We start from the raw sequence: 26,046 nt of genomic DNA, 5'->3' as shown, positions 1-26,046 counted from the left end.
CGAGGTTGCGCCGAACCGCGCACACTCGGCGCGCGAAGCTCCGCGGTCCGTCGCAGGCTCGCGGTGCGGGGCGGAGGGGCTGCCCCGCACCGGAGGTGATGACATGTCAGGAAGGCTGGTGCGCCTGGTGTGTACGGCCGCGGTGGCGGCCGGCGCCGTCCTCGTACCGCCGCCCGCCGCGGCCGCGCCCGGTCCCGGGACCGGCGGGCGTCCCGTCTCCGCACTGCTGACGGACCTTCAGCGGCTGTACCGGGAGGCCGAGAAGGCCACCGAGACGTACGACGCCACCGAGGAGAAGCTGACCAGGCAGCGGGCCGAGGTGGCACGCCTGGACACCGAGCTGACCCGCACCCGGCTCGCCCTGCGCGACAGCCGGGGCGCGGCGGGACGGCTGGCCCGCGAGCAGTACCAGAACAGCAGCGCCCTCTCCCCCTACGTCCGCCTGCTCCTCGCCCGCGACCCCCAGCAGGCTCTCGACGAGGGCCATGTCATCGGCCAGTTGGCCCGGAAACGCGCCGAGACCGTCGGCCGCCTCACCGGCGACGAGAAGAAGGCCGACGACCTCGCCCGCCGGGCGCGCAAGGCGCTGGACGACCAACTCGCCCTGGTCGCCCGGCAGAAGAAGAACCACGACGACGTGCAGCAGCGGCTCAAGGACGTCGAGGAGCTCCTCGTCTCGCTCACCCCGCAACAGATCGCCGCCGTCGGCGAGTTGGAGAAGAGCGGTGTCGACACCGCGCAGCGCGCGCTCGTGACCTCGGGGGCGCTCGGCGACGAGCGCGAGCCGTCGCGGGCGGGCGACCGGGCGGTGCGCTACGCCGTGCAGCAGCTCGGGAAGCCGTACCGGTGGGGGGCGGCGGGCCCGGAGTCGTACGACTGCTCGGGACTGACGTCCCGGGCCTGGGGCCACGCCGGGACGCCGGTCCCCCGCACCAGCCAGGAGCAGTGGGCGCGGCTGCCGAAGGTCCCCCTCGACCGGCTGCGCCCCGGTGACCTGGTGGTGTACTTCCCCGAGGCGACGCATGTGGCGATGTACCTGGGCGCGGGAAAGGTGATCCAGGCCCCCAGGACGGGCGAGCAGATCAAGGTGTCCCCGATCGCCTCGTTTCCCATCCTCGGGGCCGTGCGGCCGGACGGCGATCAGGCTCCGGTGACCGAGGCCAGGTAGGCCTCCGTCTTCTGGGGCTCGTAGAAGAAGTTCTCGAAGTCGGCCGGGTTGTTGAAGCCGTTGGCGAACCGGTCGGCGACCGGCTGCAGCTGTCCGGCGGCGCCGATCAGGTTGAGGATGTGCTCCGGCGGCGGCGCGAGCATGGCGTTGGTCCACTTGGTGACGTGCTGGGCCGTCTCCCAGTAGCGGTCGAACGTCGCCTGCATCCAGCTCTCGTCGAACTCCTTCTCGCCGTTCTCCAGGATCGACGCGAGGTAGGCGGCGGCGCACTTGGAGGCGGAGTTGGAGCCCTGCCCGGTGATCGGGTCGTTGGCGACGACGACGTCGGCGACACCGAGGACCAGGCCGCCGCCGGGGAGACGGCCGATGGGGTTGCGGACGGTCGGGGCGTAGCGGCCGGACAACGTGCCGCCCGCGTCGGTCAGTTCGACCTTGGTGGCCCGCGCGTACTCCCAGGGCGTGTACCGCTCCATGAGTTCCAGGGTCAGGGAGAGGTGCTCCGCCGGGTCCTTGACGCCGTTGAAGACGTCGAGCGGGCCGCCGGGTATGCCCTCCCAGAACAGGATGTCGGCGCGGCCGGAGGTGGTGAGCGTCGGCATGACGAACAGCTCGCCCACGCCCGGGACCAGGTTGCAGCGGACCGCCTCACGGTCCGGGTGCTCGGGACGCGGGCCGAGTCCGTGCACGTAGGAGACGGCGAGGGCGCGCTGCGGCTCGCTGTAGGGGGAGCGCGAGGCGTCCCGGCCGAACATCGAGACCAGCTCGCCCTTGCCCGCCGACACCAGCACCAGGTCGTAGGCGCGGGAGAAGTAGTCGAGGTCGGACACGGCCGCGCCGTGGATGACCAGCTGGCCGCCGCGCTGGGCGAAGGTCTCCATCCAGCCGGCCATCTTCACCCGCTGGTCGACCGACTGCGCGAACCCGTCGAGGTCGCCCACCCAGTCGATCGCACGGGCGGCCGGACCCTCGCTCCAGGAGCCGGGGGCCGCCACCGAGACGCCGAGTCCTTCGATCTTCGGGGCCTGGGACTCCCAGAAGTTCAGCTGGAGATCGCGCTCGTGCTGCAGTGCCGTGTGGAACATGCACTGCGTCGACATGACCCGGCCGGAGCGGATCTCGTCCGCCGTCCGGTTGGACATCAGGGTGACCTCGTACCCGTGCGACTGGAGGCCGAGGGCGAGCTGGAGTCCGGACTGGCCGGCTCCTACGACGAGTATCTTCCGCATGCGGGTGACTGCTCCTAAGAGGGCGACTACTCGGGGGTCTCGTCGAGCGCGTGGCCGACGAGGGACAGGAGAGTCTCGATCACCGAGATCCTCCGCCGCGCATCCATGATCATTACAGGTATGTGCGCGGGGATCGTCAACGCCTCCCGCACGTCCTCCGGTTCGAACACCTCGCTGCCGTCGAAGTGGTTGACCGCGACGACGTACGGCAGTCCGCAGCTCTCGAAGTAGTCGAGCGCGGGGAAGCAGTCCTTCAGCCTTCGGGTGTCGGCCATGACGACGGCGCCGATCGCGCCGCGCACGAGGTCGTCCCACATGAACCAGAACCGCTGCTGGCCCGGCGTGCCGAACAGGTAGAGCACCAGGTCGTCGACGAGCGTGAGGCGGCCGAAGTCCATGGCCACGGTGGTGGTCAGCTTCTCCGGGGTGGCGGAGAGGTCGTCGGTCTCCTCGCTGGCCTCCGTCATCAGCGCCTCGGTCTGCAGGGGCGTTATCTCCGAGACGGCGGTGACGAGGGTCGTCTTGCCGACGCCGAACCCGCCCGCCACGACTATCTTCGTGGCGATCGGGGCGCGGGTGCGGTCCGTCTGCCAGGACTGCAGGTTCTCGTCGGGGTCGACGAAGGCGGCGACGCCAGCGGCGTCAGAGACGGCGGAGTCCACTCAGCACCCTTTCCAGCAGAGCGCGGTCCGGACGGCCCGTGCCGTGGCCGGTCCCGGTGCCGTATACACGGATCTTTCCCTGGTCCGCGAGATCGCTGAGCAGCACGCGGACCACGCCGAGCGGCATCTTCAGCAGCGCGGCGATCTCGGCCACCGTGCGCATACGGCGGCACAGTTCGACGATGGCCCGCATCTCGGGCATGACCCGGGTGCTGAGGGAACCATTCGTCAGTTCCTTGCGCTCCTGGGGGGCCTCGAGCGCCGCGACGAACGTCTCCACGAGGAGGACGTGTCCGAAGCGGGTACGGCCGCCGGTGAGCGAGTAGGGGCGGACGCGGGCCGGCTTGCGGTCGCCGCCGCGCACGGGCAGCGACTGCCTCTTGTGCTGGTCACCGGTCATCGGGCACTCCCCGTGGACTCGTGCTCCAGGGATTTGCGCAGCTCGCTGCGGAGCTCGGGGGTCAGGACGTGGCCGGCGCGGCCGACGAACAGCGCCATGTGGTACGCCACCACGCTCATGTCGCAGTCCGCGGAGCCGTGCACGCCGAGCAGTGAGCCGTCGCTGATGGACATCACGAACAGGCTGCCCTCGTCCATCGCGACCATCGTGTGCTTCACGGGGCCGGAGTCCATCAGCCGGGCGGCGCCGATGGTGAGGCTGCCGATGCCGGAGACGATGGTGGCGAGGTCGGCGGCGGAGCCACGGGGGCCCTTCGCCGCCGTGCGGGTCTGCGCCTGTCGGGCCTCGTCGTTGCGCGACTGGTCGGAGGAGAGCAGGAGCAGGCCGTCGGAGGAGACGACCGCCACCGACTGGATGCCCGGCACCTCCTCGACCAGGTTCGTCAGCAGCCAGTGCAGGTTGCGGGCTTCACTGCTCAGTCCGAAGGTACTGGGCGCGGTCAACTGCTTGCCTCCTCGACTGTGCCCCCCGTGGCTTCTTCGGATGTGGCTGATTCTGTGCCGGGTGCCTGGGTCTGACCTGTTTGTTCGGCGATCTCCGCCTGTACGTCGCGGAAGCCGGCCTCCGCCCCCCGGCGGAAGCCGCCCAGCCTGCGGCGCAGAGCATCGGCGTCGACGGATCCGCTGCGCGGGCGGGGTGCCTGGTTGGGGGCGGTGATCTTCGGGGTGCGCTTGGGAAGGCCCTTCGCGGTGACGGGCTCCTCCTCGTCCGGGGTACGGGGGTGTTCGCCGGCGGCCTCGGGCTCCGGGGCGGTCCGGGAGTGAGCGGACCCCTGCTCGGCCGTCGCCTCCGCCGGACGGCCGTGCGCCTCCGGCAGGTCGGCCGCCGGGTGGGCGGTGGGCTCCGGCACGTCGGCCGGCGCGAGGGCCGGTTCCTCCGTCGCCGGGCCCGGGATCAGGAGCTCCATGGTGGTCTCGGCCGGGCGCTCCGGGGCGGGCGCCGCTTCCGCGGGCGCCGCGGGGGCGCCGGACGCCTCGGCGGCGGCGAAGTCGTCCGCGGACTCGGCGGCCGGGCGCGGGGCGGGAAGGTCCGCCACCGGCTGCGCGGCCCCGGTCGGCTCCGTCACGGCGTCCTGGGCCTGAGGGCTCTGCTGTACCGCCTTCTCCGCCAGGGCCACCAAGGGGTCGGTGGTGCGGGCGGGCAGGAGGTTGGAGTTGGCCTCGGCGTCGGCGCCGGGGAGGGAGAAGGTGTGCTGGGTGTGCGGCAGCGAGGACGCCGAGGCCGGCACCGCGGACGACGGGGCGGCCGCCAGCAGGGGTCCGGGAACGACGACGACCGCGGCCACCCCGCCCTGCTTCTGCTCGCGCAGCTGGACGCGGACGCCGTGCCGGTGGGCGAGGCGGGCGACGACGTACAGGCCGAGGCCGAGGCCCTCCTCGCCCTCCTGGTCATAGGGCGACTCGGGGTCGAACTCGGCCAGCCGGGCGTTCAGGCGGGTCATCCGGTCGGCCGTCATGCCGATGCCCTCGTCCTGGACGGAGAGCATGACCTCGCCGTTCTCCAGCAGCCAGCCGGAGATCTCGACGGGCATGTCCGGCGGGGAGAACGAGGTCGCGTTCTCCAGCAGCTCGGCCAGCAGGTGCGAGAGGTCGTCCGCGGCGAAGCCCGCCACGTGCGCGTGCGGGGGAAGCGCGGAGATGCGCACCCGCTCGTAGCGCTCGATCTCGCTGACCGCGGCCCGCACCACGTCGACCAGCGGGACCGGGCCGGCGTGCTGCTGGACGTGCTCCGTGCCGGCGAGGACCAGGAGGTTCTCGCTGTGGCGGCGCATGACCGTGGCGAAGTGGTCGAGCTTGAACAGGGTCGCGAGGCGCTCGGGGTCCTGCTCGCGCTCCTCCAGGCCCTCGATGACCGTCAGCTGGCGCTCGACCAGGCCGAGCGTGCGCAGCGCCAGGTTCACGAAGGTGCCGCCGATGCTGTCCCGCAGGCGCTCCAACTGGGCCGCGGAGTCGGTCAGTTCGGCGCGCAGTTCCTCGCGGGCGTCGGCCATCTTCTGCCGTTGCCCGACGAGGTGCTTGCGGTCGGACTCCAGCGTGGTGACGCGTTCGTGCAGCGCGGCTGCGTGCGCGTGCAGGGCGTTGACGGACCGCACGACCTGGGCGAACTCGTCGTTGCGGCCGGTGAAGGTGACCGGTTCCTCGGCGGCGGGGTCGGCCGACTCGGCGAGCCGGGCGGAGCCGCGGCGCAGGACCGACAGCGGGCGGGTGAGGCTGCGGGCCATCCCCGTGGCGACGCCGACGGCGAGGAGCATCAGCGCGCCCAGGAGGGCGATGCGGATCTCCAGCGCGGTGACGTCGTCGTCGCGCAGCTTCGCGAGGTCCTTGGTGCGGTGGTCGTAGAGGGCGGACTCGACGCCGCGCATCATGTCGACGCGGGCGGAGAGCGCGGCGTCGACCTTGGAGGCGGAGGTGCCGAGTTCGGAGTCGCTCAGGGTCGGCTGGTCGGTGAGGGAGGCCAGGTACTTCTCGGCCTGGTTGACCTCGGAGCCGGTGACCGTGGAGTCGTACGACGCGAGGGCCGCCTTGGGCGCCGTCTCGCGGAAGCCGGCGAGGGCGGCGTCGGAACGCAGCCGGGCCTGCTGGGCGGCGGCGGTCAGGGCGTCGCGCGTCTTGGTGTCGGCCGCGGAGGAGGTGGCGGTCGTCGTCGGCAGGCCGGTGGTGGGGCTGATGACGGTCTGCGTGGAGCGGGGCACGCCGAGGGCCGCCAGCAGCAGCCCACGGGCCGCGGCCGACTGCTGTACGGCGGTGTCGAGCTGGGCGAGCGCGTGGGCGCCGCCGCCGGCCCCGGGCGGCATCTTCTCGGCGAGCTGCTCGGCGAGCCGGTGGAGTCCGGCGATGGCCGCGGAGTAGGCGTCGTGCGTCTGCAGCGCGCTGCTCTTGCCGGTGAGCGCGGAGCGGCGCAGGCTCGCGATGCCGTCGAGATCGCCGCGGAGCGAGGCGGGGATGTCGGGGTCGGCGCGCAGCTCCTCGATCTGCCGGTCGACGCGGGCGCTGCGCTGCTCGGAGGGCGCCTTCGCCTTGGACCGGCCGGCCGCGATGTACGACGTGACGTCGTCCCGCTCGTCGGCCAGGGAGTGCGCGAGGACCAGGGCGTCCTGGGTCTGCCCGGCCAGCGTCACCAGGTCCTGGGAGTCCTTGAGCTGCCCGGAGGCGGCCAGGACGGACGGGGCTCCCGCGCCGGCTATGGCGGCGGCCACGACGGCCACGGCGACGATGAGCCGATTGCGTACGTGGGTGGGCCGGCCCTTGCCGGTGACGGTGCCCGAGGGCTGCTCCGAACTCCCTTGGGAGGCCGTCTGCTTGCCTGTGCGACGAGGCCGCGTCTTCTGCACCGGTGCTCGCATTCCTGACTCGTGATACTCGTGGGCCCGGGTGACGTTGCGTCAACTGGCGCCGACCGCGCACCCGGGTACGGGTCCCGACCCTCCCAACTTCGTTGGGCAGCGGTCGCGCATCACCTGACCCGCCACCCGAAGGAGTGAACCCCGGAGAGGAGTTGGCGGGCAAGTTCCTCCGGCGCTTGCGGACGCCCTGCCGGGTGCGCCGGTTGGACGTCTGCCACGGGCGGTGGCAGTATTCGCCGCCGCGCTTTCCCGGAACAACGGATTACCTCCCAAATCAGACGCCTGACCTGCGCGAGTGCGCCAATTCGGCGACTGGTGGCAGCCTTTGGTGAACGCTGTGAAGACGTCGTGGAGACTGGCCGGATGCGTACGGAACTTGTTTCGGAACCCGGTGATCCCGGCCGGCCCAACGAGGACTTCGCCGCGGTGGCGCTGCCCGCTTCCGGCCAGGGCGGCGCGGTGGTCGTCCTGGACGGCGTGACGCCGCCGCGCGGCGGCACCGGCTGTCTGCATTCGGTCCCCTGGTACACGGCCCGCCTGGGCGGCGCGCTGACCGAACTGACCGTTTCCCTCCCGGATGTGCCGCTGACCGAGGTGCTGTCCCGGGCCATCACCCGTACCGCCGCGGCACATGCGCGGACCTGTGACCTTTCTCACCCGCGCACACCGCAGGCGACCGTGGTCGTGGCCCGGTGGGACGCGGAGACGGTCGCGTACCTGGTGCTGTCCGACTCGGCCCTGCTGCTGCGGTCCCCGGACGGCGCGGTGACGGCCGTGCTGGACGACCGTCTCTCCCGCCTGCCGGCGGCCTCGCTGGCCACGGACGCGATCGTGGACGCGACGGTCCGCAACAAGGAGGGCGGCTTCTTCACGGCGGCGGCCGATCCGGCCGTGGCGGCGCGGGCGGTGACCGGCGCGGTGCCGCGGGGCCGGGTGCGGGCGCTGGCCGCGCTGACGGACGGGGCCGCGCGGTGGGTGGACCGGTTCGGGGAGGGCGGCTGGGACGACTGCCTGCGGTTCGTGCGCAAGGAGGGGGCGCAGGCGCTGGTGAACCGGGTCCGGGAGCTGGAACGGGCCGACGAGCGGGAGCGTCCGCGGCGCGGCAAGGCGCACGACGACGCGACGGTCGTGTACGTCGAACTTCCCTGAGGCGCGCGGCGGCACAGGCTCAGCCGGTCGGGGTGACGGCGTGCCACTGCCCGTCCTTGCCCTGGCCGTTGGTCTGCCCGGCCGCGGTGTCGCCGACGTAGCGGTACAGGGGCCAGCCGGCCAGGGTGAGCTGCGTCCTGCCGTCGCGGTGGACCGTGCCGAGCAGGGCCTTGTCCACCCCGGAGGTCCGCACCGCGCCCTGCACGATCACCGGGATCCACGTCTTCACGCAGGCCCCGGAACACGTCCACCGGGACGGGTTCGGCCGGTCCCGGCCGTAGCGGTAGAGGGTCATCCCGTTGCCGTCGGCGACCGTGCCGCCGGCGCCGCGCACGGCGGTCGTGACCGTCTGTCCGCCCGCGGCCGCGGTGGGGGTGGCCGGTGCGGAGGCGGCGGGGGCGGACGAGGCCACGGCCGCCGGGGTGACGGTGCCGGAGCCCGTGCGGGAGGCGTCGGTGCCGGCGGAGCTGCACGCCGCCAGCGCGAACGCTGCGATGAGGCCGGTGGCCGAGGCGAGCACGATGCGGTGCGGGATCACGGGGTTGCCCTTCTGCGGGAGTCGCCGTCCTGTCGCCCCTAGGTACGGTCGCCGGTCGCCGTGCTCTCAGCGTCCGGCACCACATGACGCACTCTTGACGTACGGCCGCAACCCCGCGGGCCCGCTCTGCTACCGCTCCATACCGCGATTCAACTGGCCCAGCAGGTAGGCGAGTTGGGCCACCTCCCCGCGGTCCCAGTGGGAGAGCTGGCTGACGTACCGGGCCCGTCGGGCGTCGCGCACCCTGGCGACCCGCGCGTGCCCCTCCCGGGTCAGGTGCACCAGCCAGGCGCGTCCGTCGGCCGGGTCGGGCTCGCGGGCGACCAGGCCGAGCTCCTCCAGGGCCCGGAGCTGACGGGACATGGTGGCCTTGCCGACGCCGATGTAGGCGGCGAGTTCGGTCGCGCGCTGGCGTCCGCACTCGTCGAGCCGGATCAGCAGGCCGTAGGCGGCCGACTCCAGGTCGGGGTGGACCTCGCGGGCCATCTCGCCCTGGTTGGCGCGGGCGCGCCGGAACAGGATCGTCAGTTCGCGTTCCAGGGACAGGTACTCCTGGTCTGCACCACTCGCCGGCGGCTCCGCTGAGAGCCGGCGTCCGTCGCCGTTCGCGCCTTCGTGCACGTCAGTCCCTGCCTCGGTTTTCCCCGTACTGAAAGTTTCCGCCAGACCCCGTCATCGCCGCAGCTCCGCCAGTATTTCGCAGGGCTAGACCAACGGCACCGTCCGGCCCCTCTTCCCAGCCGCTCGTCTACGTGCGTAGCTTCGTTGACGAGCCGGGGCCGAGCCGCTCGCGACGGCCGGCCACCGGCGCCCAGGGTTCCCCCCACCGAGCATCACCGAGCCTTCGGAGGCACGCCATGCCCGTGCACAGACCGAACCCGCTCCGCCCCCGGCGCCTCTTCCTCGCCGGCCTCCTGCTCACCGCCCTCACCCTCGCCCTCGCCGCTCCGGCCGACGCGGCGACCACCCCGGCCCGCGGCTCCGCCCGCATGGGCATGGGCGTCCTCGCGCACGACGGGCAGCACGGCTCCCCCGCCCCCACCGCCGTCACCCAGACCGAGGGCGTCGACGTCTCCGGCCACCAGGGCAACGTCGCCTGGTCGACCCTGTGGAGCAGCGGGGTCCGGTGGGCCTACACCAAGGCGACCGAGGGGACGTACTACACCAACCCCTATTTCGCCCAGCAGTACAACGGCTCCTACGACGTCGGCATGATCCGCGGCGCCTACCACTTCGCGACCCCCGACACCACCAGCGGAGCGACCCAGGCCAACTACTTCGTGGCCAACGGCGGCGGCTGGTCCCGCGACGGCAAGACCCTCCCCGGCGTCCTCGACATCGAGTGGAATCCGTACGGCGCCGCGTGCTACGGCAAGTCGCAGAGCGCCATGGTGAGCTGGATCGCCGACTTCCTGAACACCTACCGGTCGCGCACCGGCCGGGACGCCGTGATCTACACGGCCACCAGCTGGTGGACCGACTGCACCGGCAACTACGGCGGCTTCGCGGCGAACAACCCTCTGTGGATCGCGCGGTACGCCTCGGACCCGGGGACGCTGCCGGCCGGCTGGGGCTACTACACGATGTGGCAGTACACCTCCTCCGGTCCGACCGTCGGCGACCACGACAAGTTCAACGGCGCCCTGGACCGCGTCCAGGCGCTCGCGAACGGCTGAGACGCTTGCGTACGGCGAGGGCCCGGGCCTCCCTCACGGGACCCGGGCCCTGCCTGTCCGGCGGCGTCCGTCACGCCGCCACCGGAACCTCCGGCTCGGCGCCGCTCGTCGCGGGCGCGAGCGCCAGTTCCAGGACCTGGCGGACGTCGGTCACGGCGTGGACGTCGAGCTTGTCCAGCACCTCGGCCGGGACGTCGTCCAGGTCGGGTTCGTTGCGCTTGGGGATGATCACCGTGGTGACCCCCGCCCGCTGCGCGGCCAGCAGCTTCTGCTTCACCCCGCCGATCGGCAGGACCCGGCCGGTCAGCGAGACCTCACCGGTCATCGCCACGTCCGTGCGGACCAGGCGGCCCGACAGCAGGGACGCCAGGGCCGTCGTCATCGTGACGCCGGCGCTGGGGCCGTCCTTCGGCACCGCGCCCGCCGGGAAGTGGATGTGCACACCCCGGTCCTTGAGGTCCGCGACCGGCAGCTCCAGTTCCGCGCCGTGCGAGCGCAGGAAGGACAGGGCGATCTGCGCGCTCTCCTTCATGACGTCGCCGAGCTGGCCGGTGAGCGTCAGGCCCGCCGCGCCCGTCTCGGGGTCCGCGAGGGACGCCTCGACGAACAGGACGTCGCCGCCCGCGCCGGTGACCGCCAGGCCCGTCGCCACACCGGGCACGGACGTACGGCGCTCCGCCGGGTCCTGGGCCGACTCCGGGACGTGGTGCGGACGGCCGATCAGGCCGCGCAGGTCACCGTCCGTGATGGTGAACGGCAGCTCCCGCTCGCCCAGTTCGTGCTGGGCCGCGACCTTCCGCAGCAGCCGCGCGATCGAGCGCTCCAGGGTGCGCACGCCCGCCTCGCGGGTGTACTCGCCGGCCAGCTTGCGCAGGGCGCTCTCGTCGAGGGTGACCTCGTCCTTGTCCAGGCCCGCCCGCTCCAGCTGGCGCGGGAGCAGGTGGTCGCGGGCGATGACGACCTTCTCGTCCTCGGTGTAGCCGTCCAGGCGGACCAGCTCCATCCGGTCGAGGAGGGCCTCCGGGATGGCCTCCAGGACGTTGGCGGTGGCGAGGAACACCACGTCGCTGAGGTCGAGTTCGACCTCCAGGTAGTGGTCGCGGAAGGTGTGGTTCTGCGCCGGGTCCAGTACCTCCAGGAGGGCCGCCGCGGGGTCGCCCCGGAAGTCCGAGCCGACCTTGTCGATCTCGTCGAGCAGGACGACCGGGTTCATCGAACCGGCCTCCTTGATCGCGCGCACGATCCGGCCGGGCAGCGCGCCGACGTACGTACGGCGGTGGCCGCGGATCTCCGCCTCGTCGCGGACGCCGCCGAGGGCGACGCGGACGAACTTGCGGCCCATGGCGTGCGCGACGGACTCGCCGAGCGAGGTCTTGCCGACGCCGGGCGGGCCGACGAGGGCCAGGACGGCACCGCCGCGCCGGCCGCCGATGACGCCGAGGCCGCGGTCGGTGCGGCGCTTGCGGACCGCCAGGTACTCGGTGATGCGTTCCTTCACGTCCTCCAGGCCCGCGTGCTCGGCGTCGAGGACGGCCTTGGCGCCCTGGATGTCGTAGGCGTCCTCGGTCCGGTCGTTCCACGGCAGTTCGAGGATCGTGTCCAGCCAGGTACGGATCCAGGAGCCCTCGGGCGACTGGTCGCTGGACCGCTCCAGCTTGTCGACCTCCTTGAGGGCGGCCTCGCGGACCTTCTCCGGCAGGTCGGCGGCCTCCACGCGGGCGCGGTAGTCGTCGGACTCCTCGCCGTCCGCCTCGCCGTTGAGTTCGCGCAGCTCCTTGCGCACGGCCTCCAGCTGGCGGCGCAGCAGGAACTCGCGCTGCTGCTTGTCGACGCCCTCCTGGACGTCCTTGGCGATGGTCTCGGCGACGTCCTGCTCGGCGAGGTGGTCGCGCAGGTGCTGGGTGGCGAGCTTGAGACGGGCAACCGGGTCGGTGGTCTCCAGCAGTTCGATCTTCTGCTCGGTCGTCAGGAAGGGCGAGTAGCCGGAGTTGTCGGCGAGCTGGGAGACGTCGTCGATGGCCTGCACCCGGTCCACGACCTGCCAGGCGCCGCGCTTGCGCAGCCAGGCGGTGGCGAGGGCCTTGTACTCCTTGACCAGTTCGGCGACGTGACCGGGCAGCGGCTCGGGAACGGTCTCGTCGATCCGCGTGCCCTCGACCCACAGCGCCGCACCCGGCCCGGTGGTGCCGGCGCCGATCTTCACGCGGCCGCGGCCGCGGATCAGCGCGCCCGGGTCACCGTCGGCCAGCCGGCCGACCTGCTCGACGGTGCCGAGGACACCGGTGCTCGCGTACGTCCCGTCGATGCGTGGAACCAGGAGGACCTTGGGCTTCCCGGGCTCGGACCGGGCGGCGGCCTGGGCGGCCTCCACCGCGGCGCGTACGTCGGCGTCGTTGAGGTCCAGCGGAACCACCATGCCGGGCAGCACGACCTCGTCGTCGAGCGGCAGCACAGGCAGAGTGAGCGGTGTGGACGTCGAAGCCATGATCTCCCCTTCGGCAGTCAAGTTGAGCTATGCCGACTCAATGCGCGGGACTCCGCGGATGTTCCCGAGGTTTCGGGACGTTCGCTGAAAGCGATCAGAAGCGGTCTGACACCGCGTAGGTTGGATCTTGTTCCGAACGAACGCAGCGAGGGGTGGACATGTCCGGTCACGTGGTCAACGGCCTGTACGAGGTTCTGGACGACCGCTTCCTCACGGGGCGCTGTGCCAACGGCGACGGGCGGCTGGAGGTGCTCCACGACGACTGCCGCTGGGCGGAGGGGCCGCTGTACCTGCCCGCGTGGCGGCAGCTGGTCTGGAGCGACATCCCGAACGACCGGCTGCTGCGCTGGGACGAGGCCACCGGCGCGGTGAGCGTCTTCCGTCACCCCGCCGGTCACGTCAACGGCAACACCCTGGACCGGCAGGGGCGGCTGGTCAGCTGCGAGCAGGGCAACCGGCGGGTGACCCGCACGGAGCCCGACGGCACGCTCACCGTCCTCGCCGACCGCTACGACGGCAAGCGCCTCAACAGCCCGAACGACGCGGTCGTGCGCTCCGACGGCACGGTCTTCTTCTCCGACCCGGACTTCGGCATCCTCAGCGACTACGAGGGCCACCGCGCCGAGTCCGAGATCGGCGCGTGCCACCTCTACCGGATCGACCCGGCGAGCGGGCGGGTGCACCTGGCCGCCGACGGGTTCGAGGGGCCCAACGGCGTGATCCTCTCGGCGGACGAGCGGCGGCTGTACGTCTCCGACTCGCGGGCCGCCCGCATCCGCGTCTTCGACGTCGCCGAGGACGGCACGCTGTCCGGCGGGGAGGTCTTCGCCGCGGCCGAAGAGGGCGTGCACTACGACAACATCCGCCTCGACGACCAGGGCCGGCTGTGGGCCGCGGCCCTGGAGGACGGGGTGCACTGCTACGACCCGGACGGCACCCTCATCGGCCGGCTCCAGGTGCCCGGGACGGTGGCCAACGTGACGTTCGGCGGCCCGAAGAACAACCGCCTGTTCATCGCGGCCGCGACCACGCTGTACTCCCTGGTGATGTCGGTGACGGGCGCACCGCGCGTCTAGCTAGGGCCTGTCGTTTGGATCGGGTCGGCTGCAGGGGACGGTGCGTCATGGCCGACCCGATCGGGGTCTCGTGCGTGCGGCTGCAAGGCGGAGGAGGGAAGTCGACGCGATGGGGGTCCCCCCGCTCGAGCGAAGCCGAGAGTGGGGGAGTCGGCGAGTGACGACAACGCGGCTGGGGGTGCCCCCTCTGGGGGAGTGCGTGCCAGGCCCCGCGACGCCGAGCTGATCCAAACGACAGGCCCTAAGCGCGGGCCGCGAGGGCCTCGTGTCGCCAGCGGCGCACCAGCGGCCAGGTCGCCACGCCTAGCGCGAGGGAGATCAGATGGCCCCAGTTGGTCATCGGGTCCGTGAACTCGATCAGGTCCTCCACCAGCATGCCGCCGAACAGGATCAGCAGGGGCCAGCGCAGCCAGGGCCGGAGCAGGCCGGCGAGGGAGCCGACGGCGGCGGCCACGCCGAAGCTGATGCCGTAGTCGAGGCGGTGCAGGGAACTGTCCGGGAGGTGCCCGGCCAGGACGGCCAGCCCCACGGAGCCCTCGGTCGCGAGGGTGGCCAGGACGTGGCCGAGGAGGAAGACGACGACCGCGCGGGCGCCGCCTATGCGCCGCTCCAGGGCGGTCAGCACGAGCAGGAAGCACAGGACGTACGGCGAGACGAGCCCGCCCGCCACCCACAGCGCGCTGGCCAGCAGGACCAGCGCGGGGGTGCGGACGAGGTGGGCCACGTCCGTGCTGGAGCCCTGCTGCAGGGCGCCGACGAGGGCCGGGGGGGCGTAGGCCGCGACGAGAGAGGTGACGGCGAGGACGGCGGCGTAGCCGAAGGTGACCGGGGTGCCGGCGGGGGTCGGCAGGAGACGCCAGGGCCGAAGACGCCGGAGGCCGGCCGTGCGGCGTGCGCCGGTCGCTGCCGGTGACGCGGCCGGGCCCCGCTGCCGTGGCAGGCCGTCCAGCAGGTCGGAGACCTCGGGGAGGGGCGCGGCCGAGGAGAGGGTGTCGGCCGTCGCGGCGGGTTCCACGGTGAGGTGCTCCTTCCGTTCCACCCCACCTTTCGGGGCCCCACGGGCCACTGTCTATGACCGACGCCACGTGGGAGCCGATTCTCAGGAACCTCTAAGGCGTTTCCTACGTCCGCCCCCTTCCGCGTTCTCGTCTAGGGCCTGAGCAGGACCACCTCCCGGGCGTGCGCGTCCCGGGTCGCCTGGTCCCAGTCGCCGGTGCAGTACACGGCGGCCTCGGCGATACGGCCGTCCCGGACGTCCGCGCGCATCAACTCACGGCAGTACCAGGTGCCTTGTGCGTCCTCCCAGGTCTCCTCGAACTCGAGGACGAAGCCGGTGGGGGTGGCGTCGAGGCGGTGGCGGGGCACCGTGCCGGGGGCGGGGTGGCCGCGGCGGCGCAGCGCGACGGCCTCCTCGCGTCCGCGGGCCTGCAACCGCCACTGCGGCAGCGTCAGGTCGAGGAACACGTCGTCCGTGAACAGCCCCTCGGGGGCCGTGCCGGTCCGCAGGAACCGCACGAAGAGGTCGGCGAGTTCCCGCACGCGGGTGTCGGTCGCGGTGCTCATGACCGGCCCTCGGCCTCGGCGAGGTTGCGGCCGATGACCTCCATGGTGGCGTTCAGCTCGGCGGTGGGGCTGAACTCGACGATCTCGGTGCCGGCGAAGACGAGGGGGAGGTGGCCGGGGGCGCCGTAGTAGGCGTCGCCGGCGTGGAAGACCTCGTCGTGGTCGGCGTAGCGCAGGACGAGCCTGCCGCTGACGACCTGGCCCCAGTGCGGGCACTGGCAGCGGTCGTCGGGCAGGCCCCGGAACAGCGGCGCGGGGTCCATGTCGGCCTTCATGGTCTCGTAGCCGACGGTGTACGGGCCGACCTGCGCGTAGCGGCCTTCCATGACCGGCTCGTCCACCTGGAGTCCGGCCTCGGCCTTGGATGTACGGGGCATGGTGTCCTGCCTTCCCTCGGGCGTCTCTTGTCGCAGGAGGAGGCGTCAGATCGGGCGGCACGATGTGAGGCTGCGTCTCACAGGCGCCACGCCGGGGGCTGTTCCGGCTCGTAGACGCAGAGGGTGCCGGTGCGCACGGCCGAGCGCAGATGGCGGCCGAGCTCGGGATGGACGGCGGCGACGCGCTCCACGGCGGCCCGGACCCGGGCGGTGACGGCCGTGCGGGCGCGTTCGGCGGGGGACCCGGTACGGCGGACCCGGCCCCCGATCCCGTACGCCGCGGCGAGCTGCCCGACGAGGGCGTCCCGCTCGACGGCGATCCGCTCCGAGCGCCCCGCGTCCCCCGCGGCGTCGGCGTCCCGCGCCTCCTCCTCCAGCTCCCGCAGCCGACGGCGGTACGCGGCCCGGGCGACGGCGTCGACGGCCTCACCGGTGTCGCCCTGGGGGTGAAGGCCCCTGCCGTCGCCGTCGAGGGTCCCCGCGGGCCCGGGCGACGCAAGCTCGACGGCGGGCACGGGGGTGCCGGGGCGGGAGAGGAGGACGGCGAGGTCGCGCAGGCCCTTGCTGTCGGGCACCCGTACCTCGCGACCGGCGTAGCGCAGGTGCCAGAGGGGGCCTTCGCGCCGGAAGAGGGCGGTGTCGGGCGCGGCGGGCGCGGCGGGCGCCGGGGAGTGTGCCGTCTCGTGCGCGATCCGGTCGGCCAGGGCGACCGCGCCCGCCGCCTCGGCCGCCCGCAGGGCCTCGGTCCGGTGCGCGCGGGCGCGTTCCGGCTCGCCCAGGGCCGCGGCCAGCAGGGCGAGGTGCCGGTCGACGGGACCCCGTACCGCCGCGCCGATGCCCTCCACCACGAACAGGCCGGTGTAGGGGGCGAGCAGCTCGTACAGGACGGGAGCGGCGGGGTGGGAGCCCACGGCGGCCACGGTCTCCGCGGCCTGCGCGAGCATCGGCAGCCACTCGCTGTCCCGGGGCGCTCGGCGCAGCCGGGGCGACACGGCCGACAGGCGGCGCGCCGCCTCTTCCGGGCGCCCGGACTGGGCGGCCAGGAGGGCCAGCGTGACACGCGGCCACAGCAGCGGGAAGCGTTCCAGCACGGCCGCCTCGGCCATGATGCCCTGAAGCCCGGCGCGGTCGCCCGTCTCCGTGTACAGGCACCAGCGCTGGGTCACGGCGAGGAGGCCGGCGTTCGCGCTGCCCGCTCTGCGGCCCAGCCGCTCGACCTCGTCGAGTTCGGCCGCGCAGTCTTCGTACCGGCCCTCCATCAGCGCCCGCGTGCCGCGCCACAGCGGCACGTACCAGGCGTACAGGGGGCGCCGCAGCGGTCGTACGACCGCCTCGTACGCCGCGGCCTCCGCGTCCGCCTCGGCGAACGCGCCCGTCTCCATCAGCGCGACCGACCGCAGACGCCGGCCGAGGAGTTCGAGGACCGGGTCGCGCAGTTCGCGGGCGGTCTCCACGATCCGGGCGGACCAGCCGAGCCGGTCACGGCAGTGGTCGGGGCCGGGCCGGGCGTCGCACAGCGCGGCCAGGGCCACGGCGAGGGTCACCGGATCACCGGCCTCGCGAGCCGTCTCGACGGCCTCCTCGGCCAGCGCCAGCCGCCGCCCCACCGGCTCGACGAGCCCTGCGGCCAGCGACAGCCGGGCGGTGACGGCGGCGCGCAGGGCCGGGCTGCCGGCGCCGAGGGCGGCCCTCGCCTCCGTCAGCAGGTCGGCCTGCTGACGGTCGTCCAGGTCGACCTCGAACCCGACGGGCCCGGTACCGAGCCCGAGCGCCGCCCGCGCCAGCAGATCCGGCCGCCCGAGCTCCCGCGCCAGCACGGCGGCCTCCAGCAGCGTCTCCCGAGCGGCTTCCCGCTCCCCCGCGCCGAGCCGAGCGGCCCCGAGCCCGAGCAGCGTCTCGACCAGCTCGGCACGATCGGGGGACCCCGCGGCCGCGTGCCCGGCACGACCACCCGGCACAGGGTCGGCGCCGGCGGTCCAGGCGTCCACCGCGCGCTCGTACCAGCGGGCCGCGTCCTCGAAGGCGGACAGTGCCTCCGCCCGGGCTGCCGCCTCGCGGGCGCAGCGGGCCGCGGCCGTCGCGTGTTCGGGGCCGGCGAGGAACAGGTGGTGGGCTACCTCCGCGGGGCCGGTGTCGCGGCCGCGGCGGGCGTAACCGGCCAGGACCTCCGCCGCGGCGTGGTGGAGCGCGGCGCGGTCGCCGGGGGTGAGGGCGTCGTACACGGCGTCCCGGAGCAGGTCGTGGCGGAACGCGGCCCGGTGGGCGCCCACTTCCGCCAGCAGCCCGGCCCCGGCGGCCTCGCCGAGCAGCGCCCGCACCTCCGCCAACGGCACCTCCGCGGTCTCCGCCAGCACGTCCAGCCGGAATCGGGTGCCGAGCACGGCGGCCACGTCCAGCAGGCGCGCGGCCCGCGGGGTCAGATCGGCCGACCGCTCCCGTACGGCGGCCCGTACGGCACCCGGGAAGACTCCGGCGTCCTCCCCGTCCGCCGCCCCGCCGCCCCGACTCCCGTTCCGCAGCAGCTCGGTGACGAAGAACGCCTCGCCGCCGGTGCGCCGTACCAGAGTCCGCACCGCCTCCGCCTCCGGTACCGCCCCGGTCACCGCCTCCACGAGCGCCGCCACGTCGCTCTCCGGAAGCGGTCCGAGCTCCAAAACACGCCCCCGCCGCAGCAGTTGCGCCCGCACCCGGTCCCGGCCGTGCCAGGCCGCCTCCTCGTCACGGGCCGTGGCCAGCAGCAGGAGCGGCATCGTGCGGGCGGTGTCGGCCGTCTCCAGGAGGAGGCGCAGGGAGGAGGCGTCGGCGGCGTGGGCGTCGTCCAGGACGATCAGCAGAGGACGGCGCCGCGCGGCCGTGGCGAGCAGTTCGGCCACGTCGGCGGTCAGGCGCAGCCGGGCAGTCTCCGGGTCCGCGCCGCGCAGGACGGCGGGCCCGGCCCCGGACACCAGCGCCCGCAGCGGCGGGGACGCGGCGACCAGCCGCCCGCAGGCCACATCGTCGGCGGCCAGCTCGCGCAGCAGCCGCGACCAGGGCCGGAACGCCCGCCCGGCGGTCTGCGGCGGGCACCACGTCCACAGCGTGCGCAGACCCTCGGCGTGCCCGGCGGCCTCCTCGGCCGTACGCGTCTTGCCGACGCCGGCGGGCCCGGCCAGCGTCACCAGTCCGCCCCGGCCGGCCGCGGCGCCCTCCAGAGCGGCGCGCAGCTCGCCCAGCACGCCCTCGCGCCCCACGAACGGGTATTCCGCGGCCATGCAGCCACCACGCACTTCCGCCAGTCGCCCGCCGGTCCCCCACCGGCCTCACGCCAGATCCCACGCTGTCTCGAGCGTAGGCACCCGCGGCGGCACGCGCGAGGCGTGCGTGAGGGGCGTGCGGGTGGCGGGGCGGCCGGGGGGCGCGGCGGCCGTCGTGCCGGTCACGGCCGTAATTCCCCGCACCCACTTTGCGGGTCGTGCAGGATGGGACCATGACCGCCGCCTACGACACGCCAGTTGTGCTGGACCGTCGCGAGGGTCCCTACGGGGAGGTCGCGCTGCGCCGGCACGGGGAGTTGCTGCAGATCATCGCCAACGGGTGCTTCCTGATGGACACCTCGGACGGGCGCTCGGAGCGCCTGCTCGTCGACGTGGCGCTCGCCGAACTGGACGACCGGGCGGACCCCGACGTGCTGATCGGCGGCCTGGGCGTCGGCTTCTCGCTCGCACACGCCGCGGCGAACGACCGCTGGGGCGCGATCACCGTCGTGGAACGGGAACCCGCCGTCGTGGACTGGCACCGCGACGGACCCCTTTCGCACATGTCCGGCCGGGCGCTCGCCGATCCCCGCACCACCGTCGTGGAGGCGGATCTCGTCGCCCACCTCCGTGAGACATCCGCCACTTACGACGCCCTCTGCCTGGACATCGACAACGGTCCGGACTGGACTGTCACCGACGGCAACGACGGGCTGTACTCGCCGGCCGGACTCGCAAGCTGCGCAAGGGTGTTGAAACCCGGCGGCGTACTCGCGGTGTGGTCCGCGCGGCCCTCTCCGGAATTTGAAGGAACACTGCGGAATGCCGGGTTCCAGCGGGTGCGTACCGAAGAGATCCCGGTTGCCCGGGGCGTTCCGGACGCCGTGCACCTCGCCGTCCGACCTGGATAGCCGAAGCGCGGTTACTCCCCGTACGCTGCTTCCCTGACGCGGATCATTCAAGCGTCAATCGCAAGCATGCGCAGGCATGAGCCAGTCAGAAGGAATGACCCCACGCATTCCGGAAAGCAACTCAGGGGCGGGCGATGGAGCAGACCCACACATCCCACAACGGCACGACGGCGACCCCGGGCGCACAGCGCCGGGTGCTGGTGGTCGAGGACGACCCGACCATCGTCGACGCCATCGCGGCCCGCCTGCGTGCCGAGGGTTTCCTCGTGCAGACCGCGGGTGACGGCCCGGCCGCCGTCGACACCGCCGAGGCCTGGCAGCCCGATCTGCTGATCCTCGACATCATGCTGCCCGGCTTCGACGGCCTGGAGGTCTGCCGCCGGGTGCAGGCCGCCCGTCCGGTGCCGGTGCTGATGCTCACCGCGCGCGACGACGAGACCGACATGCTGGTCGGACTCGGCGTCGGCGCCGACGACTACATGACCAAGCCGTTCTCGATGCGGGAGCTGGCCGCGCGGGTGCACGTCCTGCTGCGCCGCGTGGAGCGGGCCGCGCTGGCCGCCGCGACGCCGAGAAGCGGCATCCTGCGCCTGGGCGAGCTGGAGATCGACCACGCGCAGCGCCGGGTGCGGGTCAGGAGTGAGGACGTCCACCTCACGCCGACCGAGTTCGACCTGCTGGTGTGCCTGGCCAACACCCCGCGCGCGGTGCTCTCCCGGGAGCAGCTGCTGGCCGAGGTGTGGGACTGGGCGGACGCGTCCGGCACGCGCACCGTCGACAGCCACATCAAGGCGCTGCGCCGGAAGATCGGCGCCGAGCGGATCCGCACCGTGCACGGTGTGGGCTACGCACTGGAGACCCCGACGCCATGAGCGGCGGTCCGGCCGCACGGAGAGGCCCCGGCGAGCAGCCTCAGCCCTGGGGCGGGCTGCGCCCGTTCTCGATCAAGACGAAGCTGGGCGCGCTCGTCGTCATCGCGGTGCTCATCACCACCGGCCTGATGATGATCGCGATGCGCACGGCCACGGAGCTGCGCTTCATCACGGTCTTCTCGATGATCGCCACCCTGCTGATCACGCAGTTCGTGGCGCATTCGCTGACCGCGCCACTGGACGACATGAACGCGGTGGCCGGCGCCATCTCGCACGGCGACTACACGCGCCGGGTGCGGGAGAACCGGCGCGACGAGCTGGGCGACCTGGCGCAGACGATCAACCGCATGGCGGACGACCTGGAGGCCCAGGACCGTCAGCGCAAGGAGCTGGTGGCGAACGTCTCGCACGAGCTGCGCACACCGATCGCGGGGCTGCGCGCCGTGCTGGAGAACATCGTGGACGGCGTCACGACCGCCGACCCCGAGACCATGCGCACGGCCCTGAAGCAGACCGAGCGGCTGGGCCGGCTCGTGGAGACGCTGCTGGACCTGTCCCGCCTCGACAACGGCGTCGTACCGCTCAAACAGCGGCGCTTCGAGGTGTGGCCCTATCTGTCGGGCGTGCTGAAGGAGGCCAACATGGCCGTTCCGGCGCGCGCGGGCATCGCCTCGGGCTCCGGCAGCAGCACCCGCACGGACGTCCATCTGCACCTCGACGTCTCCCCGCCGGAGCTGACCGCGCACGCGGACCCCGAGCGCATCCACCAGGTCGTGGCGAACCTCATCGACAACGCGGTCAAGCACAGCCCCGCGCACGGACGGGTGACGGTGAAGGCCCGGCGCGGCGCGCTGCCGGAGTCGCTGGAGCTGGAGGTGCTCGACGAGGGCCCCGGCATTCCCCGCTCGGAGTGGCACCGCGTCTTCGAGCGCTTCAACCGCGGTGGCGCGGGCCCGTCCAACGGCCACAACGGCGACGGCGGTACGGGCCTCGGGCTCGCGATCGCCCGCTGGGCCGTCGATCTCCACGGAGGCCGGATCGGAGTGGCCGAATCCGAGCGTGGTTGCCGGATTCTCGTCACCCTTCCGGGAGAGACATCGGTTCAAAGTTGACGTAAAGTCCGAACCGGAGCCTCAAGATCCATCCGTGTCGCCGGGCCGGGCCCGCCGACTGACACGTGTGATCAGGAACACGCCCGCAGACGGCGTCTGCAGGGCTTGATCGGCGCACCCGCGGGAACTCGCAGCAGAAGCGGAACCACGCTTGTTTCCCGCCATTTCCACGCCCGAAACACGGTTTCCGATGTGACTTACGCGACGATGACCTTGCTCGGCCTGACCTACCCGCCCGAGGGGGCGTAGCCTTTATTCCCGCTGTCCATCACCTTGTGAAGCGGAAGAGGGCGGTTGCCGCCGTGTCGCCACAGTCCCCCAGTAACTCGAGCATCTCGACCGACGACCAAGCCGGGAAGAACCCCGCTGCTGCGTTCGGTCCCAACGAGTGGCTCGTCGACGAGATCTATCAGCAGTACCTCCAGGACCCGAACTCGGTAGACCGAGCCTGGTGGGACTTCTTCGCCGACTACAAGCCGGGAGCCGCCGCCTCGGCGCCGGCTGCCGCGGAGACCACCACAGCGGCCCCCGCGGCGCCCGCCGCGGCTCCGGCGGCCCCTGCCGCCGCCTCCGTACCCGCGCCGGCCCAGGCCGCCCCCGCGCAGCCCCGGCCCGCTGCCGCCGCCCCGGCCCCGGCGGCCAAGCCGGCCGCCGCCGCCCCGGCGCCCGCCGCGGCCAAGCCCGCGGCCGCCAAGCCGGCGGCGAAGGCCGAGCCCGCCGCCCAGGCCCCCGACGGCCCGGAGCTGGTGACGCTGCGCGGCCCCGCCGCCGCCGTCGTGAAGAACATGAACGCCTCGCTGGAGCTGCCGACCGCCACCTCGGTCCGCGCGGTCCCGGTGAAGCTGCTGTTCGACAACCGCATCGTCATCAACAACCACCTCAAGCGGGCCCGGGGCGGGAAGATCTCCTTCACGCACCTGATCGGCTACGCGATGGTGCAGGCCATCAAGGCCATGCCGTCGATGAACCACGCGTTCGGCGAGAAGGACGGCAAGCCGACGCTGATCAAGCCGGCGCACGTCAACCTGGGCCTCGCCATCGACCTGGTGAAGCCCAACGGCGACCGCCAGCTCGTCGTCGCGGCCATCAAGAAGGCCGAGACGCTGAACTTCTTCGAGTTCTGGCAGGCCTACGAGGACATCGTCCGCCGCGCCCGCGACGGCAAGCTGACGATGGACGACTTCACCGGCGTCACGGTCTCCCTGACCAACCCCGGCGGCCTCGGCACCGTGCACTCCGTGCCGCGGCTGATGCCCGGCCAGTCGGTGATCATGGGCGTCGGCTCCATGGACTACCCGGCGGAGTTCCAGGGCACCAGCCAGGACACCCTGAACAAGCTCGGCATCTCGAAGGTCATGACGCTCACGTCGACCTACGACCACCGGGTGATCCAGGGCGCCGCCTCGGGCGAGTTCCTGCGCCAGGTCGCCAACCTGCTGCTCGGCGAGAACGGCTTCTACGACGAGATCTTCGAGGCGCTGCGCATCCCCTACGAGCCGGTCCGCTGGCTCAAGGACATCGACGCCAGCCACGACGACGACGTCACCAAGGCCGCCCGCGTCTTCGAGCTGATCCACTCCTACCGGGTCCGCGGCCACGTCATGGCCGACACCGACCCGCTGGAGTACCGCCAGCGCAAGCACCCCGACCTGGACATCACCGAGCACGGCCTCACCCTGTGGGACCTGGAGCGCGAGTTCGCCGTCGGCGGCTTCGCCGGCAAGTCGATGATGAAGCTGCGCGACATCCTCGGCGTGCTGCGCGACTCGTACTGCCGCACCACCGGCATCGAGTTCATGCACATCCAGGACCCCAAGCAGCGCAAGTGGATCCAGGACCGCGTCGAGCGCGCGCACGCCAAGCCGGAGCGCGAGGAGCAGCTGCGCATCCTGCGCCGGCTGAACGCGGCGGAGGCCTTCGAGACCTTCCTGCAGACGAAGTACGTCGGCCAGAAGCGCTTCTCCCTGGAGGGCGGCGAGTCGGTCATCCCGCTGCTGGACGCGGTCCTCGACTCCGCCGCCGAGTCCCGCCTGGACGAGGTCGTCATCGGCATGGCCCACCGCGGCCGGCTGAACGTCCTGGCGAACATCGTCGGCAAGTCGTACGCGCAGATCTTCCGTGAGTTCGAGGGCAACCTCGACCCGAAGTCGATGCACGGCTCCGGCGACGTGAAGTACCACCTGGGCGCCCAGGGCACCTTCACCGGCCTGGACGGCGAGCAGATCAAGGTCTCGCTGGCCGCGAACCCCTCCCACCTGGAGACGGTCGACCCGGTCATCGAGGGCATCGTCCGCGCCAAGCAGGACATCATCAACAAGGGCGGCACGGACTTCACCGTCCTGCCGATCGCGCTGCACGGCGACGCGGCCTTCGCGGGCCAGGGCGTGGTGGCCGAGACCCTGAACATGTCGCAGCTGCGCGGCTACCGCACCGGCGGCACGGTCCACATCGTCATCAACAACCAGGTCGGCTTCACCGCGGCCCCCGAGTCCTCGCGCTCCTCCATGTACGCCACGGACGTGGCCCGCATGATCGAGGCCCCGATCTTCCACGTGAACGGCGACGACCCGGAGGCCGTGGTCCGCGTCGCGCGGCTGGCCTTCGAGTTCCGTCAGGCGTTCAACAAGGACGTGGTGATCGACCTCATCTGCTACCGCCGCCGCGGTCACAACGAGTCGGACAACCCGGCCTTCACCCAGCCGCTGATGTACGACCTGATCGACAAGAAGCGCTCGGTGCGCAAGCTGTACACCGAGTCCCTGATCGGTCGTGGCGACATCACCCTGGAAGAGGCCGAGCAGGCCCTGCAGGACTACCAGGGCCAGCTGGAGAAGGTCTTCACCGAGGTCCGCGAGGCCATCACCGCCCAGCCCGCCTCGGGCCCGGTGTCGGACCCGCAGGCGGAGTTCCCGGTCGCCGTGAACACCGCGATCTCCACCGAGACCGTGAAGCGGATCGCCGAGTCCCAGGTCAACATCCCGGACACCTTCCACGTGCACCCGCGTCTGCTGCCGCAGCTGCAGCGCCGGGCGTCCATGGTCGAGGACGGCACGATCGACTGGGGCATGGGCGAGACCCTCGCCGTCGGCTCCCTGCTGCTGGAGGGCACCCCGGTGCGCCTGTCCGGCCAGGACTCCCAGCGCGGCACCTTCGGCCAGCGCCACGCGGTCCTCATCGACCGCGAGACCGGCGAGGAGCACACCCCGCTGCAGTACCTCGCCGAGGAGCAGGCCCGCTACAACGTCTACAACTCCCTGCTGTCCGAGTACGCGGTCATGGGCTTCGAGTACGGCTACTCGCTCGCCCGTCCCGACGCGCTCGTGATGTGGGAGGCGCAGTTCGGCGACTTCGTCAACGGCGCGCAGACGGTGGTCGACGAGTACATCTCGGCGGCCGAGCAGAAGTGGGGCCAGACCTCCGGCGTCACCCTGCTCCTCCCGCACGGCTACGAGGGCCAGGGCCCGGACCACTCCTCGGCCCGCGTCGAGCGCTTCCTCCAGCTGTGCGCGCAGAACAACATGACGGTGGCCATGCCCACGCTCCCGTCGAACTACTTCCACCTCCTGCGGTGGCAGGTGCACAACCCGCACCACAAGCCGCTGGTGGTCTTCACCCCGAAGTCGATGCTGCGTCTGAAGGCCGCAGCGTCGAAGACGGAGGAGTTCACCTCGGGTCAGTTCCGCCCGGTCATCGGCGACACCTCGGTCGACGCCGCCGCGGTCCGCAAGGTCGTGTTCGTCGCGGGCAAGCTGTACTACGACCTGGAGGCCGAGCGGCAGAAGCGCGGCATCACGGACACCGCGATCATCCGCATCGAGCGCCTGTACCCGCTGCCGGGTGCCGAGCTCCAGGCGGAGATCGCCAAGTACCCGAACGCCGAGAAGTACCTGTGGGCGCAGGAGGAACCGGCGAACCAGGGTGCCTGGCCGTTCATCGCGCTCAACCTGATCGACCACCTGGACCTGGCGGTCGGCGCGGACGTCCCGCACGGCGAGCGCCTGCGGCGCATCTCGCGCCCGCACTCCTCGTCCCCGGCGGTGGGCTCCGCGAAGCGCCACCAGGCGGAGCAGGAGCAGCTGGTGCGGGAGGTGTACGAGGCGTGAGCCTCTGACACCGCACACCGCACACCGCACACGGTGAAGGGCCCGCCCCCGGTTTCCGGGGGCGGGCCCTCGCGCACGGTCGGACCGGCCGT

Annotated in this window: 20 protein-coding genes; 8 read left to right on the top strand and 12 right to left on the bottom strand. The window is 72.6% G+C overall.

Going from position 1 to position 26,046, the window contains the following annotated elements; all coding sequences use genetic code 11:
• The first annotated feature begins 103 nt into the window (after positions 1-103).
• Positions 104-1,168, top strand: a complete 1,065-nt coding sequence (locus LN251_RS20390; RefSeq protein ID WP_458245652.1) for an NlpC/P60 family protein — start codon at positions 104-106, stop codon at positions 1,166-1,168.
• Here LN251_RS20390 and LN251_RS20385 read toward each other — a convergent pair.
• The 5 genes from LN251_RS20385 to LN251_RS20365 are packed head-to-tail and all read right to left on the bottom strand — an operon-like array spanning position 1,141 to position 6,847.
• Entirely contained in the window at positions 1,141-2,394 is a 1,254-nt protein-coding gene (locus LN251_RS20385; RefSeq protein WP_458245651.1) for a styrene monooxygenase/indole monooxygenase family protein, read from the bottom strand. The genes LN251_RS20390 and LN251_RS20385 overlap by 28 nt on opposite strands.
• A 26-nt stretch (positions 2,395-2,420) precedes the next feature.
• The gene (locus LN251_RS20380) at positions 2,421-3,056 is read right to left on the bottom strand and encodes a GTP-binding protein (protein WP_458245650.1); all 636 of its coding nucleotides are present in this window, start codon (positions 3,054-3,056) and stop codon (positions 2,421-2,423) included.
• Positions 3,037-3,456, bottom strand: coding sequence for a DUF742 domain-containing protein (locus LN251_RS20375; RefSeq protein WP_058923249.1), 420 nt, complete (start codon positions 3,454-3,456; stop codon positions 3,037-3,039). Before LN251_RS20375 ends, LN251_RS20380 begins: the two co-directional genes overlap by 20 nt.
• Complete coding sequence (locus LN251_RS20370; protein WP_458245649.1) at positions 3,453-3,959, bottom strand: roadblock/LC7 domain-containing protein; 507 nt, start codon at positions 3,957-3,959, stop codon at positions 3,453-3,455. The genes LN251_RS20375 and LN251_RS20370 overlap by 4 nt, the downstream gene beginning before the upstream one ends.
• Positions 3,956-6,847 carry a nitrate- and nitrite sensing domain-containing protein gene (locus LN251_RS20365; protein ID WP_458245648.1) on the bottom strand — a complete coding sequence of 964 codons (2,892 nt, stop codon included), beginning with the start codon at positions 6,845-6,847 and terminating at the stop codon, positions 3,956-3,958. The genes LN251_RS20370 and LN251_RS20365 overlap by 4 nt, the downstream gene beginning before the upstream one ends.
• Positions 6,848-7,222: 375 nt before the next feature.
• Between LN251_RS20365 and LN251_RS20360 the strand changes: the two genes are divergently transcribed.
• On the top strand, positions 7,223-8,008 hold the full coding sequence (locus LN251_RS20360; protein WP_458245647.1) for a protein phosphatase 2C domain-containing protein: 786 nt from the start codon (positions 7,223-7,225) through the stop codon (positions 8,006-8,008).
• 19 nt (positions 8,009-8,027) lie between these two features.
• Here the strand turns inward: LN251_RS20360 and LN251_RS20355 are convergent, their stop codons facing one another.
• Together LN251_RS20355 and LN251_RS20350 are read right to left on the bottom strand one after the other, a co-directional pair.
• Positions 8,028-8,546, bottom strand: a complete 519-nt coding sequence (locus LN251_RS20355; protein WP_458245646.1) for a COG4315 family predicted lipoprotein — start codon at positions 8,544-8,546, stop codon at positions 8,028-8,030.
• Positions 8,547-8,675: 129 nt separating this feature from the next.
• The gene (locus tag LN251_RS20350) at positions 8,676-9,167 is read right to left on the bottom strand and encodes a MarR family winged helix-turn-helix transcriptional regulator (RefSeq protein ID WP_458245645.1); all 492 of its coding nucleotides are present in this window, start codon (positions 9,165-9,167) and stop codon (positions 8,676-8,678) included.
• Between the two features lie 236 nt (positions 9,168-9,403).
• Here LN251_RS20350 and LN251_RS20345 point away from each other — a divergent pair, with 236 nt between their 5' ends.
• Positions 9,404-10,222: a lysozyme gene (locus LN251_RS20345; protein WP_458245644.1), complete on the top strand. Its 819-nt coding sequence runs from the start codon at positions 9,404-9,406 to the stop codon at positions 10,220-10,222.
• Positions 10,223-10,292: 70 nt separating this feature from the next.
• Here LN251_RS20345 and lon read toward each other — a convergent pair whose 3' ends face one another.
• On the bottom strand, positions 10,293-12,707 hold the full coding sequence (gene lon, locus LN251_RS20340) for an endopeptidase La (protein WP_458245643.1): 2,415 nt from the start codon (positions 12,705-12,707) through the stop codon (positions 10,293-10,295).
• Positions 12,708-12,865: 158 nt separating this feature from the next.
• Between lon and LN251_RS20335 the strand changes: the two genes are divergently transcribed.
• Positions 12,866-13,783: an SMP-30/gluconolactonase/LRE family protein gene (locus tag LN251_RS20335; protein ID WP_458245642.1), complete on the top strand. Its 918-nt coding sequence runs from the start codon at positions 12,866-12,868 to the stop codon at positions 13,781-13,783.
• A 241-nt stretch (positions 13,784-14,024) separates the two neighbouring features.
• Here the strand turns inward: LN251_RS20335 and LN251_RS20330 are convergent, their stop codons facing one another.
• From LN251_RS20330 to LN251_RS20315, 4 genes are all read right to left on the bottom strand, one after another.
• Complete coding sequence (locus tag LN251_RS20330; protein ID WP_458245641.1) at positions 14,025-14,822, bottom strand: rhomboid-like protein; 798 nt, start codon at positions 14,820-14,822, stop codon at positions 14,025-14,027.
• 110 nt (positions 14,823-14,932) lie between these two features.
• Entirely contained in the window at positions 14,933-15,346 is a 414-nt protein-coding gene (locus tag LN251_RS20325) for a hypothetical protein (protein ID WP_458245640.1), read from the bottom strand.
• On the bottom strand, positions 15,343-15,723 hold the full coding sequence (locus tag LN251_RS20320) for a hypothetical protein (protein WP_458245639.1): 381 nt from the start codon (positions 15,721-15,723) through the stop codon (positions 15,343-15,345). The genes LN251_RS20325 and LN251_RS20320 overlap by 4 nt, the downstream gene beginning before the upstream one ends.
• A gap of 77 nt (positions 15,724-15,800) precedes the next feature.
• Positions 15,801-18,974 carry an ATP-binding protein gene (locus tag LN251_RS20315; protein ID WP_458245638.1) on the bottom strand — a complete coding sequence of 1,058 codons (3,174 nt, stop codon included), beginning with the start codon at positions 18,972-18,974 and terminating at the stop codon, positions 15,801-15,803.
• Between the two features lie 215 nt (positions 18,975-19,189).
• On the opposite strand from LN251_RS20315, the gene LN251_RS20310 reads away from it, so the two are divergent.
• From LN251_RS20310 to LN251_RS20295, 4 genes are all read left to right on the top strand, one after another.
• Complete coding sequence (locus LN251_RS20310) at positions 19,190-19,867, top strand: spermine/spermidine synthase domain-containing protein (protein ID WP_458245637.1); 678 nt, start codon at positions 19,190-19,192, stop codon at positions 19,865-19,867.
• Positions 19,868-20,001: 134 nt separating this feature from the next.
• Positions 20,002-20,739, top strand: coding sequence for a response regulator transcription factor (locus LN251_RS20305; RefSeq protein ID WP_058923261.1), 738 nt, complete (start codon positions 20,002-20,004; stop codon positions 20,737-20,739).
• Positions 20,736-21,851 (top strand): HAMP domain-containing sensor histidine kinase, encoded by a 1,116-nt coding sequence (locus LN251_RS20300; protein WP_458245636.1) that lies wholly within the window; start codon positions 20,736-20,738, stop codon positions 21,849-21,851. Before LN251_RS20305 ends, LN251_RS20300 begins: the two co-directional genes overlap by 4 nt.
• Positions 21,852-22,153: 302 nt before the next feature.
• Positions 22,154-25,954: a multifunctional oxoglutarate decarboxylase/oxoglutarate dehydrogenase thiamine pyrophosphate-binding subunit/dihydrolipoyllysine-residue succinyltransferase subunit gene (locus tag LN251_RS20295; protein ID WP_458245635.1), complete on the top strand. Its 3,801-nt coding sequence runs from the start codon at positions 22,154-22,156 to the stop codon at positions 25,952-25,954.
• Positions 25,955-26,046 lie beyond the last annotated feature (92 nt).

This window comes from Streptomyces sp. MAI_2237, from assembly GCF_054189285.1.
This window is presented reverse-complemented; position numbering and strand designations above follow the sequence as displayed.

What these genes read in the sequence shown, in the direction of transcription:
- LN251_RS20390 (WP_458245652.1), top strand. Translation starts at nt 104, where the DNA reads ATGTCAGGAAGGCTGGTGCGCCTGGTGTGTACGGCCGCGGTGGCGGCC.
- LN251_RS20385 (WP_458245651.1), bottom strand. Translation starts at nt 2,394, where the DNA reads ATGCGGAAGATACTCGTCGTAGGAGCCGGCCAGTCCGGACTCCAGCTC.
- LN251_RS20375 (WP_058923249.1), bottom strand. Translation starts at nt 3,456, where the DNA reads ATGACCGGTGACCAGCACAAGAGGCAGTCGCTGCCCGTGCGCGGCGGC.
- LN251_RS20360 (WP_458245647.1), top strand. Translation starts at nt 7,223, where the DNA reads ATGCGTACGGAACTTGTTTCGGAACCCGGTGATCCCGGCCGGCCCAAC.
- LN251_RS20345 (WP_458245644.1), top strand. Translation starts at nt 9,404, where the DNA reads ATGCCCGTGCACAGACCGAACCCGCTCCGCCCCCGGCGCCTCTTCCTC.
- lon (WP_458245643.1), bottom strand. Translation starts at nt 12,707, where the DNA reads ATGGCTTCGACGTCCACACCGCTCACTCTGCCTGTGCTGCCGCTCGAC.
- LN251_RS20335 (WP_458245642.1), top strand. Translation starts at nt 12,866, where the DNA reads ATGTCCGGTCACGTGGTCAACGGCCTGTACGAGGTTCTGGACGACCGC.
- LN251_RS20325 (WP_458245640.1), bottom strand. Translation starts at nt 15,346, where the DNA reads ATGAGCACCGCGACCGACACCCGCGTGCGGGAACTCGCCGACCTCTTC.
- LN251_RS20320 (WP_458245639.1), bottom strand. Translation starts at nt 15,723, where the DNA reads ATGCCCCGTACATCCAAGGCCGAGGCCGGACTCCAGGTGGACGAGCCG.
- LN251_RS20315 (WP_458245638.1), bottom strand. Translation starts at nt 18,974, where the DNA reads ATGGCCGCGGAATACCCGTTCGTGGGGCGCGAGGGCGTGCTGGGCGAG.
- LN251_RS20310 (WP_458245637.1), top strand. Translation starts at nt 19,190, where the DNA reads ATGACCGCCGCCTACGACACGCCAGTTGTGCTGGACCGTCGCGAGGGT.
- LN251_RS20305 (WP_058923261.1), top strand. Translation starts at nt 20,002, where the DNA reads ATGGAGCAGACCCACACATCCCACAACGGCACGACGGCGACCCCGGGC.
- LN251_RS20300 (WP_458245636.1), top strand. Translation starts at nt 20,736, where the DNA reads ATGAGCGGCGGTCCGGCCGCACGGAGAGGCCCCGGCGAGCAGCCTCAG.